The organism is Hyunsoonleella ulvae (genome assembly GCF_016827605.1).
GTDB classification, from domain to species: Bacteria; Bacteroidota; Bacteroidia; order Flavobacteriales; family Flavobacteriaceae; genus Jejuia; species Jejuia ulvae.
Map to the genome: position 1 here is coordinate 67,614 of NZ_JAEPJQ010000006.1, position 17,163 is coordinate 84,776.

Annotated in this window: 16 protein-coding genes and 1 tRNA gene; 7 read left to right on the top strand and 10 right to left on the bottom strand. The window is 33.0% G+C overall.

The window, feature by feature from the left end; genetic code table 11:
• Window positions 1–85 precede the first annotated feature (85 nt).
• From JS605_RS14525 to JS605_RS14535, 3 genes are read left to right on the top strand one after another with little or no spacing between them, the layout of a single operon-like run.
• On the top strand, window positions 86–1,696 hold the full coding sequence (locus tag JS605_RS14525; RefSeq protein ID WP_203258450.1) for a T9SS type A sorting domain-containing protein: 1,611 nt from the start codon (window positions 86–88) through the stop codon (window positions 1,694–1,696).
• Between the two features lie 42 nt (window positions 1,697–1,738).
• Window positions 1,739–2,575, top strand: coding sequence for a 50S ribosomal protein L11 methyltransferase (prmA, locus tag JS605_RS14530; RefSeq protein WP_203258451.1), 837 nt, complete (start codon window positions 1,739–1,741; stop codon window positions 2,573–2,575).
• Between the two features lie 28 nt (window positions 2,576–2,603).
• Entirely contained in the window at window positions 2,604–2,879 is a 276-nt protein-coding gene (locus JS605_RS14535; protein ID WP_203258452.1) for an ATP-dependent Clp protease adaptor ClpS, read from the top strand.
• A gap of 62 nt (window positions 2,880–2,941) precedes the next feature.
• Here the strand turns inward: JS605_RS14535 and JS605_RS14540 are convergent, their stop codons facing one another.
• The 5 genes from JS605_RS14540 to JS605_RS14560 all read right to left on the bottom strand — a co-directional run bounded on the left by JS605_RS14540 (window position 2,942) and on the right by JS605_RS14560 (window position 7,047).
• Window positions 2,942–4,354 carry an MBL fold metallo-hydrolase gene (locus JS605_RS14540; protein ID WP_203258453.1) on the bottom strand — a complete coding sequence of 471 codons (1,413 nt, stop codon included), beginning with the start codon at window positions 4,352–4,354 and terminating at the stop codon, window positions 2,942–2,944.
• A 107-nt stretch (window positions 4,355–4,461) separates the two neighbouring features.
• Window positions 4,462–5,253, bottom strand: a complete 792-nt coding sequence (locus tag JS605_RS14545; RefSeq protein ID WP_203258454.1) for a sulfite exporter TauE/SafE family protein — start codon at window positions 5,251–5,253, stop codon at window positions 4,462–4,464.
• On the bottom strand, window positions 5,254–5,667 hold the full coding sequence (locus JS605_RS14550) for a DUF6691 family protein (protein ID WP_203258455.1): 414 nt from the start codon (window positions 5,665–5,667) through the stop codon (window positions 5,254–5,256).
• A 4-nt stretch (window positions 5,668–5,671) separates the two neighbouring features.
• Complete coding sequence (locus JS605_RS14555; protein ID WP_203258456.1) at window positions 5,672–6,229, bottom strand: YeeE/YedE family protein; 558 nt, start codon at window positions 6,227–6,229, stop codon at window positions 5,672–5,674.
• A 188-nt stretch (window positions 6,230–6,417) separates the two neighbouring features.
• A complete protein-coding gene (locus tag JS605_RS14560; RefSeq protein WP_203258457.1) occupies window positions 6,418–7,047 on the bottom strand; it encodes a Crp/Fnr family transcriptional regulator in 630 nt (209 codons plus the stop codon).
• Between the two features lie 83 nt (window positions 7,048–7,130).
• Here JS605_RS14560 and JS605_RS14565 point away from each other — a divergent pair.
• The 4 genes from JS605_RS14565 to JS605_RS14580 all read left to right on the top strand — a co-directional run bounded on the left by JS605_RS14565 (window position 7,131) and on the right by JS605_RS14580 (window position 10,261).
• Window positions 7,131–7,204 (top strand) — tRNA-Arg (locus tag JS605_RS14565).
• Between the two features lie 499 nt (window positions 7,205–7,703).
• Window positions 7,704–8,141, top strand: coding sequence for a sigma factor-like helix-turn-helix DNA-binding protein (locus tag JS605_RS14570; RefSeq protein WP_203258458.1), 438 nt, complete (start codon window positions 7,704–7,706; stop codon window positions 8,139–8,141).
• Between the two features lie 37 nt (window positions 8,142–8,178).
• Window positions 8,179–8,679, top strand: coding sequence for a LytR/AlgR family response regulator transcription factor (locus JS605_RS14575; RefSeq protein ID WP_203258459.1), 501 nt, complete (start codon window positions 8,179–8,181; stop codon window positions 8,677–8,679).
• Between the two features lie 193 nt (window positions 8,680–8,872).
• Window positions 8,873–10,261: a sigma-54-dependent transcriptional regulator gene (locus tag JS605_RS14580; protein ID WP_203258460.1), complete on the top strand. Its 1,389-nt coding sequence runs from the start codon at window positions 8,873–8,875 to the stop codon at window positions 10,259–10,261.
• 3 nt (window positions 10,262–10,264) lie between these two features.
• Here JS605_RS14580 and JS605_RS14585 read toward each other — a convergent pair whose 3' ends face one another.
• The 5 genes from JS605_RS14585 to katG form a co-directional block, all read right to left on the bottom strand.
• Window positions 10,265–11,101, bottom strand: coding sequence for a TauD/TfdA dioxygenase family protein (locus tag JS605_RS14585; protein ID WP_203258461.1), 837 nt, complete (start codon window positions 11,099–11,101; stop codon window positions 10,265–10,267).
• Between the two features lie 208 nt (window positions 11,102–11,309).
• Entirely contained in the window at window positions 11,310–13,409 is a 2,100-nt protein-coding gene (locus JS605_RS14590; RefSeq protein ID WP_203258462.1) for a histidine kinase dimerization/phosphoacceptor domain -containing protein, read from the bottom strand.
• 206 nt (window positions 13,410–13,615) lie between these two features.
• Window positions 13,616–14,359 carry a cysteine hydrolase gene (locus JS605_RS14595; protein WP_203258463.1) on the bottom strand — a complete coding sequence of 248 codons (744 nt, stop codon included), beginning with the start codon at window positions 14,357–14,359 and terminating at the stop codon, window positions 13,616–13,618.
• A 64-nt stretch (window positions 14,360–14,423) separates the two neighbouring features.
• Window positions 14,424–14,834 carry a DUF1348 family protein gene (locus tag JS605_RS14600; RefSeq protein WP_203258464.1) on the bottom strand — a complete coding sequence of 137 codons (411 nt, stop codon included), beginning with the start codon at window positions 14,832–14,834 and terminating at the stop codon, window positions 14,424–14,426.
• A 65-nt stretch (window positions 14,835–14,899) separates the two neighbouring features.
• Window positions 14,900–17,152: a catalase/peroxidase HPI gene (katG, locus tag JS605_RS14605; RefSeq protein ID WP_394369025.1), complete on the bottom strand. Its 2,253-nt coding sequence runs from the start codon at window positions 17,150–17,152 to the stop codon at window positions 14,900–14,902.
• Between the last annotated feature and the right edge of the window lie 11 nt (window positions 17,153–17,163).

Below are 17,163 nucleotides of genomic sequence, written 5' to 3' on the forward strand. Positions count from 1 at the left end.
TTTTTTACAAATCAAGGAATGCCCTTAACTATTATCGATGCAGACAAAGTAATTTTATTAAGGTTTTTAATTATAAAATTATACTATGTTTCGTTTATTACTTTTTACTGGATTACTCGTTATTTCAAATTATTTAAATGCACAAGGTTGGGGAGAAATACAAAAACTTACACCTGATGACAGAGCTATAGGAGATGAATTTGGTTGGTCTGTTGTCATGCAAGGAGATTTAGTTGCAATTGGAGCTAAATCTGAAGATGGTTCAAGTAGTGATTATGGCGCAGTTTATATTTTTGAAAAAGATGCTACAGGTAATTGGGTGCAAACTCAAAAATTCCGTAATTCTGATGTAAGACAGTTTGATAGATTCGGGCAATCTATAGCTATAGACGGTAATTATATGATTATTGGTGCGCGCAGTCAAGATTTTGATGAGAATGGAAATAATTTTATAGATTCTTCAGGTGCTGCTTATATTTTTGAAAGAGATAACAATGGTAATTGGAATGAAATCCAAAAACTTGTAGCTTCAGATAGAGAAACATTTCAACCACTTTTAGGAGAAACGGTTGCTATAAATGGTAATTATGCTGTAGTTAATGCTCCTTTGGAAGATAAAGGACTTGCAGGGCAGGAGGATATTGATAAATCAGGAGCATGCTATATATATGAACGGGATACCAATGGTGTTTGGAATGAAGTGCAGAAAATAGTATCGAGTTTTAGAGGTGTAAATGAGCGTTGGGGAGATACATCTCTTGCTGTTTTAGGGGATATTATTGCTGTTGGTGCATTTAGGGACGATACAGATGTTCTAGGAGAAAATGAAATTCCCAGTGCAGGAGCAGTGTATCTTTTTCAGCGCGATACTAATGGTGTTTGGAACCAAATTCAAAAAATTGTAGCGTCAGGTAGAGAACAAGGAGAATGGTTTGGTCGGTCAGTCGACCTGTATGGGAACACATTAGTAATTGGTGCTGCTAACGAATATTTACAAGGTAATTTAAGCACACAATATGGTGCTGTATATGTGTTTGAAAGGGATGTAAATGGCGTTTATATTGAAACTCAAAAAATTAAACCAGATGCATTAATACATCAATCAAAATTTGGACATTCTGTAGACATAGATGGTAATCGTATGATTGTTGGAGCTCATTTTATGGATATAGGAAGTGTATCCTTTGGAGGTGCAGCTTTTATATTCGAAAAAGATACTAATGGGGATTGGAATCAAACTGCTGTCATGTATGATGATGCAGTAAATTCTGGAGATGATTTTGGATATGATGTTGCGATTAGTGGCGGTTTTGCAATAGTTGGGGCTTTTGAGCAAGATGAAGATAATATGGAATTAAATCCATTATCGCAGGCAGGTGCAGCATACCTATTTGATGTTAATGAGCCTAATACTTTAAGTTCATTAGCTACGTTAAGCATAGTTGATAAAGATGCTAATTCTAACATTAGGGCTTACCCAAACCCAATTAAAGAAATGCTTAATCTTGATTTAGGAATGTATTATGCTAATGCTACTATTCATGTAAGTAATATTTTAGGGCAAAAAATTATTTCTAAAACATATCTAAACTCAAAATCAATTCAGTTAGAATTTTACCAACCAAAAGGAATATATATGGTTAAGATAATGACCGAAAATAAAATCATTTCTGTATTGAAGGTCGTTAAATACTAATTTGAGAAAATTACGTGTAACTTTGCAGTCTAAAATTGTTACATGTCAAACATTATTTACATTGGCTACTATTTCAAAGTAAAACCATTGCAGCCAGCAGTAGAAATTCTAATTGCAGAATTAGGATATGCAGGTTTTGAGAGTTTTGTGGAAACAGAAGAAGGCGTAACAGCATACATTCAAAAAGAAGAGTGGAGAGCAGATATTTTAGAAGATATTCAAATATTGAATTCTGAAGAATTTAATATAACATTCACTTTTGAAGAAATAGAACAAACCAATTGGAATGCAGAATGGGAAAAGAATTTTAATCCTATTATTGTTGATGGTATGTGTGCAGTACGTGCACCGTTTCATGAGTCTTTCAATACTGAATATGATATTATTATTGAGCCCAAAATGAGTTTTGGTACAGGGCATCATGAAACTACACACATGATGATTCAGCATATTTTAAAGAACGATTTTAAAGACAAAACAGTCTTAGATATGGGCTGTGGTACAGGCGTTTTAGCAATATTAGCAGAACAAAAAGGAGCAAAACCTATAGATGCTGTAGATTACGATAATTGGTGCTATTTAAACAGTATAGAAAATGTAGAGCGTAACCAATGTAAACACATTACAGTGATAGAAGGAGATGCATCTGTATTGGGTAAAAATAAGTATGACATCATTATAGCGAACATTAATCGTAATATTTTGATGCAGGATATGGAAACTTACATATCATGCCTCAATAAAAAGGGAATGTTGTTTTTAAGTGGATTCTACAACAATGATATACCGATGATTAAGGCAGAATGCGAAAAGCATCTGTTAAAATTTGAAGAAAAATTGGAGAAGAACAATTGGGTGTCATTAAAATTTTTAAATTAGTGTAAAAATTGCTCCCTAAAGATTAAAAATGAGTTCAAAAGAAAAAGTATCCGAAGAGTTATTACTCGAAGAAGACGTTTTAAAACAAAACGAAATTGTATTGTACAATGACGATGTAAATACATTTGATCATGTTATCGATACATTAATTCATGCTTGTGACCATACTGCAGAACAAGCAGAACAATGTTCTTTAATTGTTCATTATAAAGGAAAATGTACCGTTAAAACAGGAGAATATGATGATTTAAAACCACGCTGTTCTAAACTTCTTGAAGCTGGACTGAGTGCTGAAATCGTTTAGATATTTTTATTAAAATATATGCTGACCTACTGGATTTTAGAATCTGGTAGGTCTTTTTTTATTTATAAGGATGAAGGACAAACAAAATCAGTAGTAGGTAAACTTGTTTTTTTAATGGCAGCAAAACCACCTGCAATGTCAACCAGTTTATCAAATCCACGTGCTTTTAAAATAGATGCAGCAATTACAGACCGATACCCGCCAGCACAGTGTACATAATAGGTTTTGTCCTTATCAATAACATTCATGTTGTCATTAATATAATCTAAAGCAAAATGTTGCACACTATTTCCTTTAAGATGTTCTGCAATATACTCGCCCTCCTTTCTCACATCTAAAACATGAATTGTTTCATTATTAAACTGATTTGAGAAGGCTTCGGCAGAGATTGAAGTAATAGTTTCTATGTCCTTACCAGCATTTTTCCACGCTTCAATACCTCCTTGCAAATACCCTAAGGTGTTATCGTAGCCTACACGAGATAATCTTGTAACGGTTTCCTTCTCGCGTCCTTCTGGTGTTATCAATAAAATAGGCTGTTTTAAATCTGTAATTAAGGCGCCAACCCAAGGTGCAAAACCACCATGAATCCCAATAAAAATAGAATTTGGGATATGGGCTTTAACAAATTCCTTTTCGTTGCGAACATCTAATACCAAAGCACCTTCTTGATTGGCTATGTTCTCAAAATCTTCAGGTAACAAAGGGGTGTTACCTTGTTTTAATATAGTTTCGAATGTATCATAGCCTACTTTATTCATCATTGCATTTTTTGCGAAATATTGCGGAGGAGGCGTGATGCCATCTAAAACTTCTTTAATAAATTCCTCTTTGGTCATATCTGCTCGTAAAGCATAATTGCTCTGTTTTTGCTCTCCTAAAACACCTATGGTCTCCTTACTTAAATTTTTACCACAGGCAGAGCCGGCACCATGAGCTGGATATACAATAACATCATCAGATAAGGTCATGATTTTATTTCGTAGTGAATCATATAACATTCCAGCTAAGTCTTCTTTGGTTAAATCAGATTTAATGGCTAAATCTGGGCGACCAACATCGCCTAGAAACAGGGTGTCTCCTGAAAAAATAGCATGTTCTTTCCCGTTTTCGTCTATGAGTAAAAACGTAGCAGATTCTAATGTATGCCCAGGTGTATGCAGTACCTTGATGGTAACATTACCTAATTGGAATTCTTCGTTGTCTCTAGCTTCGTGAATGTCATACTCTGTTTTAGCACCAGGTCCAAAAATTATTGCAGCACCAGTTTTTTTTGCTAAATCTACATGACCAGAAACAAAATCTGCATGGAAATGTGTTTCAAAAATATACTTGATTTTAGCATTTTCTTTTTCTGCTTTATCTATATATTGTTGTGTTTCTCTAAGAGGATCTATTATGGCTACTTCCCCATTAGATTCTATGTAGTATGCTCCTTGCGCCAAACAACCTGTGTAGATTTGTTCTATTTTCATTACAAAACTATTTTGTCATTCCCTCGAAGGAGGGAATCTTTTAAATAATACATTATAAAATTACTAATCCTGCTTGTTATGGTATGTAACTATTATCACATTTAAATTTATTTTAACTCTCTGTAAATAATATAGGTAGCCATAATGAGTATGAAATACCCAAAACTTTTTTTGAGTTTTTCTCCACTGATAAATTTTGATAGATACACACCTAAAATAATACCTAATATTGCTATACCTGTGAATGTTAAAAGAAATCCCCATTCTATATTTAAAGTTTGTACATCTCCAATAAAGCCTATTAAGGAATTTATGGTTACTATAATTAAAGATGTACCTACTGCTTTTTTCATGGGAATATTTGCCCAAAGTACAAGTGCTGGTACGTATAAAAAACCGCCACCAGCTCCTATAATTCCTGTAATTGTACCAATAACTAAACCTTGTGCAAATGTTTTATAATAAGGTTGACTTTTAGAATTTGTTATCTTGTTTTTTCCATTTTTTATCATGGAATAAGAGGCAATTATCATGATGATGGCGAAAAATATCATCATACCCATATCCTTTGTAAGGTTGAAACTTCCTATGCCGAATAATGTGTCTGGAATCCCGGGTACTAAATAACGCCTTGATAGATATACCGCAACAAACGATGGGAATGAGAATGCTAATCCTGTTTTAAAATCTACCAATCCTTTTTTGTGTTTTTGATATGTACCTACCAAGGACGATGTCCCCACCACAAATAACGAATAAGCTGTTGCTAACACTGGGTTATAGCCTAGTAGGTATACCAGTAAGGGAACGGTCAATATGGAGCCACCACCGCCAATTAGCCCTAAAACCAAACCTACAATTAGAGCACCAATATATCCTACAATGTGTACGGAATTCATTTAATGGGGCAATTTGTTTTTTAGGAGTCCGTAAATAAAGGTTCCAAATATGGCAGCTGTTATAACGATTAGCATACTCCACACTCCTGTACCTAAAAGAATATACATGGGGCCAGGACAAGCACCGATAAGCGCCCAGCCAAAACCAAAAATTGTCCCACCAATTATGTAGCGTATAAATCCGTTCTCCTTTTTTGGTACAAAAATAGCTGCACCCTTTATGCTTTTTATGTAACCTCTTTTAGAAATCTGTAAAAACAAAATACCTGATGCTATAGCAGTACCTATGATGCCATACATATGAAAAGATTGGAAACGAAACATCTCGTAGATGCGATACCATGATACGGCTTCTGATTTTACTAGAACTATGCCGAAAAAGATACCAACCAATAGAAATTTTAATGCTTTCATAAGGTTAAAAAATTAAGGGTAAAATAAAGTTTGTCATGATTAGTCCACCAATAAAAAAACCGATAACGGCTATTAGTGATGGTTTTTGTAAACTGCTCAAGCCAGTAATGGCATGACCAGAGGTACAACCTCCTGCATATCTGGTTCCGAAGCCAACTAATAAGCCCCCTATTACCAATAGTAAAATTGCTTTTGGAGATGCCAAAACATCTAGGCTATACATTTCGTTGGGTACTAATGTTTGTCCCGGGTTGTTAAACCCCATAGTTTTGAGTTCTGTTATTGTGGTTGGGTTTAAATCTGTATTTGAGTTGTTTGACAAAAATTGTATTGCAATAAAACCACCAATAATGGCACCTAAAACAACGGTAAGATTCCATATTTGTTCTTTCCATTTAAAATTGAAAAAGTCGGCAAACTTCCCTGCTCCGGCTATAGTACACAGGGTTCGTAGGTTTGAGGACATACCAAATGTTTTTCCAAAGTATAGCAGTAGCGCCATGACTAAGGCAATTAGTGGACCTGAAATATACCAAGGCCAAGGATTTAAAATAGTTTCCATGTTTAGAGTTTTTATGCGAATTTATGATGAGAACTTGTAAGTTCTTGTAATACATGTTACATAACAAGAAGTTACAAGTGATAATTTTATAATGAAGTTGGTGGATGGGGGAGTTGGGAATGGAATCTTCGCACATGTTGGATAGAAGTTGTTGTTGTCATACTTGTCGGTAAGTAGACTCAAAAAAATTAAAACACTTCTATTTTGTTTCGGCTTAGTTTTATTTTGTTTTGGTTTTCTAACTGTTTTAGTATACGTGACACTACTACACGCGAGGTGTGCAAATCTTCAGCAATGTCCTGGTGTTTTACAATAATGGTGCTAGAGTTGTAGAGTTGGGTTTTGTTGATGAGGTACTTGTAAAGGCGTTCATCCATTTTCATGAATGCTATATTATCTATGGCTTCTAACATTTCGTCAAAACGGGATTGGTAACTTTCCAAAATAAAATTTCGCCAGCTGGCATTATTGTGAAACCATTTTTGCATGTTTTCAACGGGAATAAGTAGTAGTTTAGAATCTTTTTCGGCCACTGCTCGTATTTTACTTTTTGTGGTGCCCATACAGCAGGTAAGTGACATGGTACAGGTTTCCCCAGCTTCTAGAAAATAAATTAAAAGTTCGTTACCTAGATGGTCCTCACGTAATATTTTAATGTTTCCTTCTAATAGTAAAGGGATATGTAGTAGTGGTTGGTTAATGTCAATAATAATATCATTAGCAGTGTACGTGGCTATTTTGCCTATACTTTCTATTTCTTGTAAAAGCGTATGGTCTAGAACGTGACTAAATTTTTGTTGTAGTAGTGTGGAAGTCATAGTCAAAAATAATCATTTCGAATTTTGAAATAAAAGTTTGGTTAAGATTTAATAAAAAATGTATATTTGCAGCCACTAAAAAAGGCCTCGTAGTTCAACTGAATAGAATACCTGATTACGGCTCAGGCGGTTGCAGGTTTGAATCCTGCCGAGGTCACGAATAAAACAAAATCCCAGTGTTAAATCAAGCTTGCTTGAATTTATAAGCTGGGATTTTTGTTTTTCAAAGCGGAGCTTTGTTAGGATATATTATCCTGCCGAGGTCACGAAACGGGACAAATTCTTAAAATTAAGATTGTTTCGTTTTTTTGTCTCAAATCTTTTGTTGATGCTGGAAATTCTCCAAAGTAGTAGATTAATATGCATGGTATGATTTTTTTTATTTGGAAAACTGAATTTATTTTAAAATATCAAACCAGTGAGCAGTCTTTTACTACCAATATATGATTCAATGTGTTTTTTGTCTTAATAAAACTACAAGAATCAAAGCATTTAGATTTTTTGTTTAACCTTATATATTGTATGAATCTCATATTTTGTATTTTCTATTTAAATAATTAATGTTTTTGTAGTTTGTAACATGTTGTTTTTTAGTTATTTGTATTAATTATTTGTTAATGGCATAGCTTTGGCTTATCTATAAATCATTAAGAACAATGATTAAACAAAATATGGAAAACTTAAATATTAGTACGGATATGGAAATTACGAAAAACTTAGATTTAAATAGTAGTATTATCAAGAATAGTATTGATAGACTTACTTTAAAAATGCAATTTTTATTAAAAAAACTTTCATTCAGAAAAACAGAATTAAAAGTTTTAAAAAATCCAGTAAGTAATGAGAATATAAACACTAGGAATTTTAATAGAGCCTCAGCTTCAACAAACTTATATAGTGTTGATGACAAATATTCGAAATTCAATGAATGCCTTGATAACATGCCAACGATCCAAAGAAAAGCATTTAAAATGAAAACGTTTGCGCAATATAAAACAGCTTTTATTTGTAAAGATTTGGGTATTACCGAAGATGCGTTTTGGGGTTACATAAGTAAGTCTAGAAAAGAACTAATGATAGCTTTGGATCTTTAACTTTTTGAAATATTATTAACTTAAAACTGATAAGGCTATGTTATCATTTAATTACCAAGCACCAATTTATACATTCATGTCTATCGTGGATAATATTAACTATCTCTATGAAGAAGTATCTGCAAATAAAATTAATGCCGACACTAATGCTTTAGAGGAAGAAGTTGATCAAAATAGTGATACTTCTGTAGAACCCATAAATTGTAAAGGACGTATTTTAACATGTTACCGTAATGACCTCTTAGTTGTAAATGCCTCTGACATAGCTTTTATTTACAAAGAAAATGCTATTACCTATGTTGTAACTCTTGACGGTAAACGAAGCATTACCAATGATAGTTTAGATAGTTTGTTTGAAGTATTAGACCATCATTTTTTCTTTAGGGTAAATAGACAAATTATAGTAAGAGTTTCAGCTATAAAAAGGATAATTAAAATGGGTAGTGGACTAAAAGTTGAAACACATCCGTCATCTGAAAATCTAATTATTGTAGGGAAAAACAAAACCTTTGCTTTTAAGAAATGGCTGAATGGTTAAGTTTTTTTTGAAAGATTAAACAAAGCGAAACTAAAACTAATTCTTTTAAGAAAAATAAGCGCATAATACATTATTTAACAATCAAATAGGTAAAAATACTTTATATTTATTAGGTTATTGGTTAACTTCCAAAAGTTTGATATAGAAACATCAGTATAGTATTCTGCTGTTTATTTTAAGATAGAAACGTATAATGGGGAAAGTTCTTATTGTAGAAGACGAATTTATAATAGCTCAAGATTTACGAGGTATAGTTTCCGGTTTGGGTTATGCAGTAATGGGCATGGCAAAGTCAGCAAAAGAAGCCATCGCGAAAATAGAAAACGAACGTCCCGATTTAGTTTTACTTGATATTAATTTAATTGGAGACGTTAAGGGTACAGATCTAGCAATAACACTAAAGGAGCAATATGGACTAAATTTTATATACATTACTTCGTTCTCAGACTCGGAAACCCTTCATGAAATGATGCAAACAGATCCGTTAGGTTATATACTTAAGCCATTTGATGATCGTGATATTAGGGTTGCTTTAGAATTAGGTTTTAGTAAAATGGATGCCGAAGTATCTGTAGTAAAGAAGCCAAAACAAGACGCCTCTTCCTCATCTGAAATCTATACAGATCTAGATGCTACACATATTATAGGAGAAAGCAATGTTATAACAAATACATTAAAACAAGTACAAAAAGTTGCATTTACTGATGTAACTGTACTTATTCATGGTGAGACAGGAACTGGTAAAGAACTAATTATGGAAGCCATTCATAAAAGTTCACCAAGAAAAAATAAGCCATTGATAAAAGTAAACTGTGCCGCCTTACCTGCTGATTTAATAGAATCTGTGTTATTTGGTCATGAAAAGGGAAGTTTTACTGGAGCTACCGAAAAAAAAATTGGAAAGTTTGAACAGGCCAATGGTGGTACTTTATTTTTAGACGAAATTGGAGAACTGCCTTTAAGTAGTCAATCTAAGTTACTGCGTTGTATTCAAGAAAAAGAAATTGAAACAGTAGGCGGTATTATGTCTAAAAAAATTGATGTTCGTATCATTGCTGCTACCAATAGAACTTTAGAAGAAGAAGTAACTAAAGGAAACTTTAGAGCAGATTTGTTTTTTAGATTAAGTATTTTTCCAATAGCTGTGCCTCCTTTAAGAGAGCGTGGAAAAGATATTGAATTATTAGCCAATTATTTCATGGATCGTTTTTCAAAAAAAATTAATAGACCACGTCCGGAATTGGGAAAAGATAATCTTAAACATATAATGAATTATAATTGGCCAGGTAATGTAAGAGAGCTGCAGCATTTTGTAGAACGTGGTATTTTATTGGCGGAGGATAATATATTATTTAACTCATTAACTACTAAAGGTACAACGCACTCTGATAATTCAGAGAAATCGTTCGAACTAAAATCACTTCAAGATGTAGAACGAGATCAAATTATTCAAACTTTAAAGTTTTGCAAAGGTAAAATACGTGGTGCAGGCGGTGCTGCAGAAATTCTTAAACTACACCCAAGTACTCTTGATTTTAGGATTAAAAAGCTTGATATTAAAAAAGATAGCGATTACAAGTAAGTATTAAAAATAAATACCTTCTGTTGTGCTGCGTCTTGCTAATGAGGTTTTAGTTGTATCTGGTGTAGAAACTTCCCTGCGCGATATAGTATAGTTATCTATGATAACAATATCACCCGAGCACCATTTATGATTGTATACTGAGATGTGTTTTGAGAACAATTCATTTAATTTAAAAACAATTTCATTACTGTTTTTAAGCATAATTTCTCCAGTTGCCTCACAAATATTAAATACTTCTTTCACAAATCTAAAATCAAAATAAAGACTTTGTTTTCCGGTAAAAGGATGAACGCGTAATAATGGATGCACAATATCTTCTCCAGAGTACATAACATTAATACCCAACCAGTCTTTTTTTTGTTCTTCACTAATATTAGAACAAACTTCATGTAAGCTAATAAATGCAGTTTCCCAGTTGGAATTTACATCATCTAATATTTGGAAAACACTTATGTGCGGAGGGTTTTTTAAATTTGGATGATCACAATGCCATAAGGCACTAGATAGATATGTATTATTGTTAGTTACTACTTGTTCGTTAATAATAGTATGAGGGCTAATGTAGCTTACATTTTTATTTGCTCGACCAAAAAAATTAGTGATTTTAATTTGTTCTTCTTCATTTAATATGCGGTGAGATGGTATAACTAACATGCCTTTATCCATTAATAAAGTTTTTAGTTTAGTTATATCTTCATTGCCAATATTAGTTAAATCTATTTTAGCATTTACTCTTGTACCAAATGAATTTTCTATATTCTCAACTTCAAGATCATTACTTTTTATTAGTTTTTTTAAACCTATATTATTTAAAATTCTTTTAAACTCTATGCTCATCCTTTTAGCTATTAATTGGTAATAGATTTTGTATTGCTACTATCCACACATAAAGATGCAATAGACATGCCACATAATGGTAAAAACTTATTTAATTTATGTTTCTAAAAATCAGTGTGTTAAAAGACTTTTTATTTGGTTTAATTTAGATTTTAATTGAAAATAAACACAATATTTAATGGAAGTTACTATATACTGTGTATTTAGGCTAGGTATTGGGTTCTTCTAATATTATATTAAAACGAGTTCCATTATCCTTTGTAATTTCTATATTACCATGTAATTGCGACACCAGACCATGTACCAATTGAAGACCATAAGAAGTTACATTCTCCAAGTCAAAATCAGCGGGAAGTCCTTTGCCATTGTCCGCAATAATAAGCTTGTATTTAGTGGTGTTTTCAATTTGATGAAATCCAATTGTAATGGTGTTATCCTGGTCTTTAATATCTGTAAATGCATATTTGTATGAATTTGTTATTATCTCGTTAATAATGAGACCTAATGGAACAGCAAGTGCTATTTGGATATCTTTCTTTAACAAGTTAAATTCAAATTGAATAGAATTTTTACCTACATCAAGACTCTTTTGAATGTTAGCAACTAACTCTTTAATATAAGAATATACTGCAACTTTAGAGAATTGATTGCTGTTATATAGGTTTTGGTGTATAATGGCCATAGATTTTATTTTATTATGGCTCTCCGTTAGTATATTTTTTAATTCCTTATTACTACTATTATTGATTTGTGCTCCGAGAAGACTTAAAATAATTTGTAGATTATTCTTTACACGATGATGAATTTCTCGCATTAATAATTTGTTTTCTGCATTTTTTTCCCTAATTATCTTTAAGGCTTTTTGTTTTAAGCGGTACCTATTGAACATAACAGCTAAAAGTGTGGCAATGAGTATTAAAAACAAAACCAAAGCCAGTTTGATGTTATTGTCTTTTTTAGTTCTTAGCTCTTGTAGTTTATTTTCATTTTCTAAGTTTTCTATCTCTTTGTTTTTAGCTGCGGTATTTTTAAAAAAATCAAAACGTTCTGTAACTTTTAAATTTTGCTCATTATATAATATTTTTAGATTTTTAGTGTATAATTTGTAGTATTCAATACTTTTTTTATGCTTATTTTGAAGTTCAAACATCTCAGCTATACGAAGGTAAGCCTGGGTAATATCAGTGTTGATAAACCCATTCGCCTCATTTTTTGCTAAATATTTTTGGTATTTTTTTATTGCTGCATCATAAAATATGTTGGATTGTTTTTTTAAACCTTTTCCTAGATAGACATTCCCCAACCCCATCAAACAAGCTCCCTCTCCAAAATAGTCTGTAACTTTCTTATAGTGATCTAAAGCTTTCTTATGATACAATTCAGCATTATCATAATTCTTTAATCGATAGTGACAAAGTGCAAGACCATAATAAATATTTGATTTAGAGTTTTTTATATCAAGAGCTAAAGCTTCTTGGTAATATTTAATAGATTCAGAATGATTGTAAAAATGAGTATAACAATTGGCTAAATTTATTAAAGGTGCATAGACGAATGCTGTATTATTATCTTGGTAAAATAGCGCTACTGATTTTTCATAGTTAGGTATCGCTTTTTCAGGCTGATTATTAGCTTCATAGGCCTGCCCTAAATTCAAATAAAATAGTCCTTTACTTTCTAAGGAAATATTAGGGTTCTCCGCTAGGGGTAACACTTCAAGCAACACTTTGGTGATAATATCTGTACCATAATTGTATTCAATGTACCATGACGTTAAATCTACGGCTCTATCAAACAGAATAGGCTCGGATATTTTATAAGACTTTGCCACTTTATAGGCATTTTCTAGATGATAAATATGCATGTCATCATCATATTCTAAATAACTGATGCTAGAATAGCGAAAGTTTAATAAACTCAATCCCTCTCCGTAATCCAAACGTTCAGAAATCTTCTTAATTTCATCAATAAAAACTTTTGCACTATCAATCTCTTGTAATTCCAAGTGCTTAAAAGCCAAATGGTCCAAGGCATCAATTCGTTGCTTTGGTAAGGTGTTTTCATCTTGAGTGAGTTTTAAAATTTTATGGGCATAATGCGATAAACTATCATAATTTCTAGTGCTATACTTTTTATAATAACTGCATAAGGCCAGTAGCGAGGTTACTTTTTCTTGTGTATCATTGGCCTTATTTACTATGTTATGTAAGCTGTCTAAAGTTTTTGTATTGGCTTTGGTTTGTGTAAAACCATAGGAAGGAAGTAATAGAATAGCAAATACGCAAAAAAAGCATTTGTAAGGATTCATAATTAACTAATTAGTTTATAATAAAAAGGATATACTTTTTAAACTAAGCTTCAGGTGCTTCTAAGGTAATCAAAAAAGATTTACAGCGTATTGATAGTTAGGTTAACATGATTAAACTAAACCCGTTGCGCATTTTGGTTATACTTTACTTTAATGTTGTACCAAAATGTTCAACGGGTTGATCAACTAACTAAAAACCCTATACTTTAATTTTTTTTCATCATCTTAAAATCTTTTAAATCTGTAACTAACTCTTCAGTGGTATACACTTTACTGGCTATCATTTTGTAATTGGTTTGTGCTGCTTGGTTTCCATCTAATCCAGGAAGTTTAGCCGAAGCTGTAGCATCGCCTACAACAGCAACTTCAAATCCGTTTTCCCCAAGTTCTCTCATATGCGATTCTGCACAAAGATTACCAGACATACCAGCTAATATTATCTTATCAATTTTTTGCTTTCTAAGTTGTAAAGCCAAATCATTAGATTCTGGCCCGAAAACTTTATGCGGACCTGTTACTACAACTCTGTCTTTGGCAATATATTTTTTATAACGTGGTAACCAATCTGCTCCAGAGCCTTCAAAACCTTCAATTTTTAATTGATCTCCTCTATCAAACATGCTTATATTGTGCATCAATTTTTCCAATACCCCTTCAAATTTCCATACATGGTCGTGTACATAGTAATAATGAGGAGATACAAAAACCGGTATATCATACTGTTCTGCAAGTTTAAAGATTGTTTCTAAGTTTTCAATAGTATTGTTTTCTTTTACGCTTTCTCCAACTGCGCCCCAAGCTACGCCACTAGGACTAAGAAAATCGTTTTGAGGGTCAGTAATCACTATAGCTGTGGTTTCGTCTATTACAAAACCAGGTTCTGGTAATTGTGCATACACACTTGTAATTCCTGTAAGGATTGCTAAAATCGTTCTAATTAAATTTTTCATATTTACTGATTTTTATAGTTTATATTACATTGTTAAATGATTTGGGTGTTAACATATAGGTCTTCTAAAGTTTTCTTTCTGATGCTGTAATTTTTTCATCAATAATACTAGTGTATCTTCTTAGGATTAGACCGTTGGTATCATATTCACAAATTTCATTACCATTTGCTCTATACCATTCATTCTCACTATTTTGATATTCATACTCAAAGTGTCCCGCTATTATATGATCAGTAAATACTGCCAATTCTTTTTTGAGTTTGAAATTAAATTCATTGTTCCATTTTTTGATTAGAAAGTTTTTAACTTCAGTTCTATTTTTGATAATTGTACCTACAATATGCCATTCCGTATTAACGGCATAATTCTTAGATACTTTTAGCGGGTCTTTGCTGTTCCAAGAATCTTCTGATAATTGCACTTTTTGTTTTGCAGTTTCTTCGATAAAAGGTGGTAATGGAAATTTTTGTTCCATAATACATAATTCTGTGATTATCAAATCAGTATTTAAAATACTTATATGCAATGTTAGTAGCTAGGTTAGTTTTTTAAATCAAATCGGTCCGCATTCATAATCTTCGTCCATGCTTTAACAAAGTCCTTCACAAATTTTTCTTTATTGTCATCCTGGGCATACATTTCGCAATAAGAACGCAATACGGAATTTGAACCAAAAACCAAATCAACCCTTGTAGCTTTCCATTTAGTAGCTCCTGTTTTTCGGTCTACAATGTCATATAAATTTTTAGAGACAGGCTTCCATGTATATTTCATGTCTGTAATATTTATAAAGAAGTCATTACTTAGTTGTCCTATATTTTCTGTGAATACACCATGATTTTGATTCTCGTAATTTACTCCTAGAACTCTCATTCCACCAACTAAAGCAGTCATTTCAATAGCGGACAATCCAAGTAATTGAGCTTTATCTAACATCAATTTTTCAGGCTCTACGTCATAATCTTTTTTTAGCCAATTTCTAAATCCATCATGGAGAGGCTCTAGTACTTCAAAAGATTCTTTATCAGTATGCTCCTGCAAAGCATCTCCTCTTCCTGGACTAAAAGGAACGGTAATAGTTATATCTGCATCTTTTGCTGCTTTTTCAATAGCAGCGGAACCAGCTAGCACAATAAGATCTGCTAAACTGATATCTTTTGAGAATGAAGTTTGAATTGAGGTTAATTTACTTAAAACCTGTTGTAATCTTTCGGGTTCATTTCCTTCCCAATCCTTTTGGGGAGCTAATCTGATACGTGCTCCATTTGCGCCTCCTCTAAAATCTGAGTTTCTAAAAGTTCGTGCACTATCCCAAGCTGTGGCAATCAAATCTGAAGTACTTAAACCTGCATTCAGTATTTGTGTTTTTAAATCTGCAATTTCAGATTCTGATAAGGTGTAATTTACAGAAGGAATAGGGTCTTGCCATATTAAATCTACTTCTGGAACATCTGCTCCTAAGTATCTTTCTTTAGGCCCTAAATCTCTATGCGTTAATTTGAACCATGCTTTGGCAAAAACTTCTTCAAAATATGAAGGGTCTTTATGAAATTTTTCTGAAATTTCACGATACTTTGCATCCATTTTCATTGCCATATCGGCATCTGTCATAATGGGGTTTCTACGAACACCTTTAATATGAGCATCAAAGGGTTTGTCTTCTTCTTTAATATTGATAGGTTCCCATTGCCATGCACCAGCAGGACTTTTTTTCAATTCCCAATCGTGGTTAAGCAGTAAATGAAAATAAGTATGATTCCATCTATCAGGTGTAGAAGTCCAAGCACCCTCAAGACCACTTGTTACTGTATCTTCTGCATTTCCTTTTTTGGTTGGATTGCTCCATCCTAAACCTTGTTCATAAAGATGAGCACCCTCTGGACTTTCTCCTAATATGTCTGCATCACCATTTCCATGACATTTTCCTACCGTATGCCCACCAGCGGTTAAGGCCACGGTTTCTTCATCATTCATAGCCATTCGTTTGAAAGTCAATCGAATGTCGTGTGCTGTTTTTATAGGATCTGGGTTTCCATCAACACCTTCTGGGTTTACATAAATCAACCCCATTTGTACAGCAGCTAAAGGATTATCTAGTGATTCTCTATTCGTATCATCTTCATAACGATTATGGGTAGCCGCTAACCACTCTTTTTCCGAACCCCAGTAAGCATCTTTTTCTGGGTGCCAAATATCTTCTCTTCCTCCAGCAAAACCAAAGGTTTTAAAACCCATAGATTCATAAGCCATATTGCCTGCTAAGATTATTAGGTCTGCCCAAGAAATTTTATTTCCATATTTCTTTTTAATGGGCCAAAGTAACCTTCGCGCTTTATCAAGGTTGGCGTTATCTGGCCAACTATTGAGAGGTGCAAATCTTTGATTTCCAGTTCCTGCACCACCGCGACCATCTGCAATTCGATACGTTCCTGCTGCATGCCACGCCATACGAATCATTAATCCTCCGTAATGTCCCCAATCAGCTGGCCACCAATCTTGGCTGTCAGTCATTAACTTTTTTAGGTCTAATTTCAATGCTTCTAAATCTAATTTTTTAAATTCATCTGCATAATTAAAATCTTCTCCGAAAGGATTTGTTTTTGTATCATGTTGGTGAAGTATATCTAAGTTCAATGCTTTTGGCCACCAGTCCATCACATTGTTTTGTGATTCAGAATTAGCCCCATGCATTACAGGGCATTTACCTTGTTCTAAACTGTCCATAGTATTGTTTTGTGATTTAGAATTAGCCCCATGCGTCACTGGGCATCTACTTTGTTTTAAACTGTCCATAGTATTGATGT

Coding starts and splice junctions, on each gene's coding strand:
- katG (WP_394369025.1), bottom strand. CDS start 17,152: ATGGACAGTTTAAAACAAAGTAGATGCCCAGTGACGCATGGGGCTAAT.
- JS605_RS14535 (WP_203258452.1), top strand. CDS start 2,604: ATGAGTTCAAAAGAAAAAGTATCCGAAGAGTTATTACTCGAAGAAGAC.
- JS605_RS14580 (WP_203258460.1), top strand. CDS start 8,873: ATGGGGAAAGTTCTTATTGTAGAAGACGAATTTATAATAGCTCAAGAT.
- JS605_RS14560 (WP_203258457.1), bottom strand. CDS start 7,047: ATGACTTCCACACTACTACAACAAAAATTTAGTCACGTTCTAGACCAT.
- JS605_RS14555 (WP_203258456.1), bottom strand. CDS start 6,229: ATGGAAACTATTTTAAATCCTTGGCCTTGGTATATTTCAGGTCCACTA.
- JS605_RS14570 (WP_203258458.1), top strand. CDS start 7,704: ATGATTAAACAAAATATGGAAAACTTAAATATTAGTACGGATATGGAA.
- JS605_RS14545 (WP_203258454.1), bottom strand. CDS start 5,253: ATGAATTCCGTACACATTGTAGGATATATTGGTGCTCTAATTGTAGGT.
- JS605_RS14590 (WP_203258462.1), bottom strand. CDS start 13,409: ATGAATCCTTACAAATGCTTTTTTTGCGTATTTGCTATTCTATTACTT.
- JS605_RS14575 (WP_203258459.1), top strand. CDS start 8,179: ATGTTATCATTTAATTACCAAGCACCAATTTATACATTCATGTCTATC.
- JS605_RS14595 (WP_203258463.1), bottom strand. CDS start 14,359: ATGAAAAATTTAATTAGAACGATTTTAGCAATCCTTACAGGAATTACA.
- prmA (WP_203258451.1), top strand. CDS start 1,739: ATGTCAAACATTATTTACATTGGCTACTATTTCAAAGTAAAACCATTG.
- JS605_RS14600 (WP_203258464.1), bottom strand. CDS start 14,834: ATGGAACAAAAATTTCCATTACCACCTTTTATCGAAGAAACTGCAAAA.
- JS605_RS14550 (WP_203258455.1), bottom strand. CDS start 5,667: ATGAAAGCATTAAAATTTCTATTGGTTGGTATCTTTTTCGGCATAGTT.
- JS605_RS14525 (WP_203258450.1), top strand. CDS start 86: ATGTTTCGTTTATTACTTTTTACTGGATTACTCGTTATTTCAAATTAT.
- JS605_RS14540 (WP_203258453.1), bottom strand. CDS start 4,354: ATGAAAATAGAACAAATCTACACAGGTTGTTTGGCGCAAGGAGCATAC.
- JS605_RS14585 (WP_203258461.1), bottom strand. CDS start 11,101: ATGAGCATAGAGTTTAAAAGAATTTTAAATAATATAGGTTTAAAAAAA.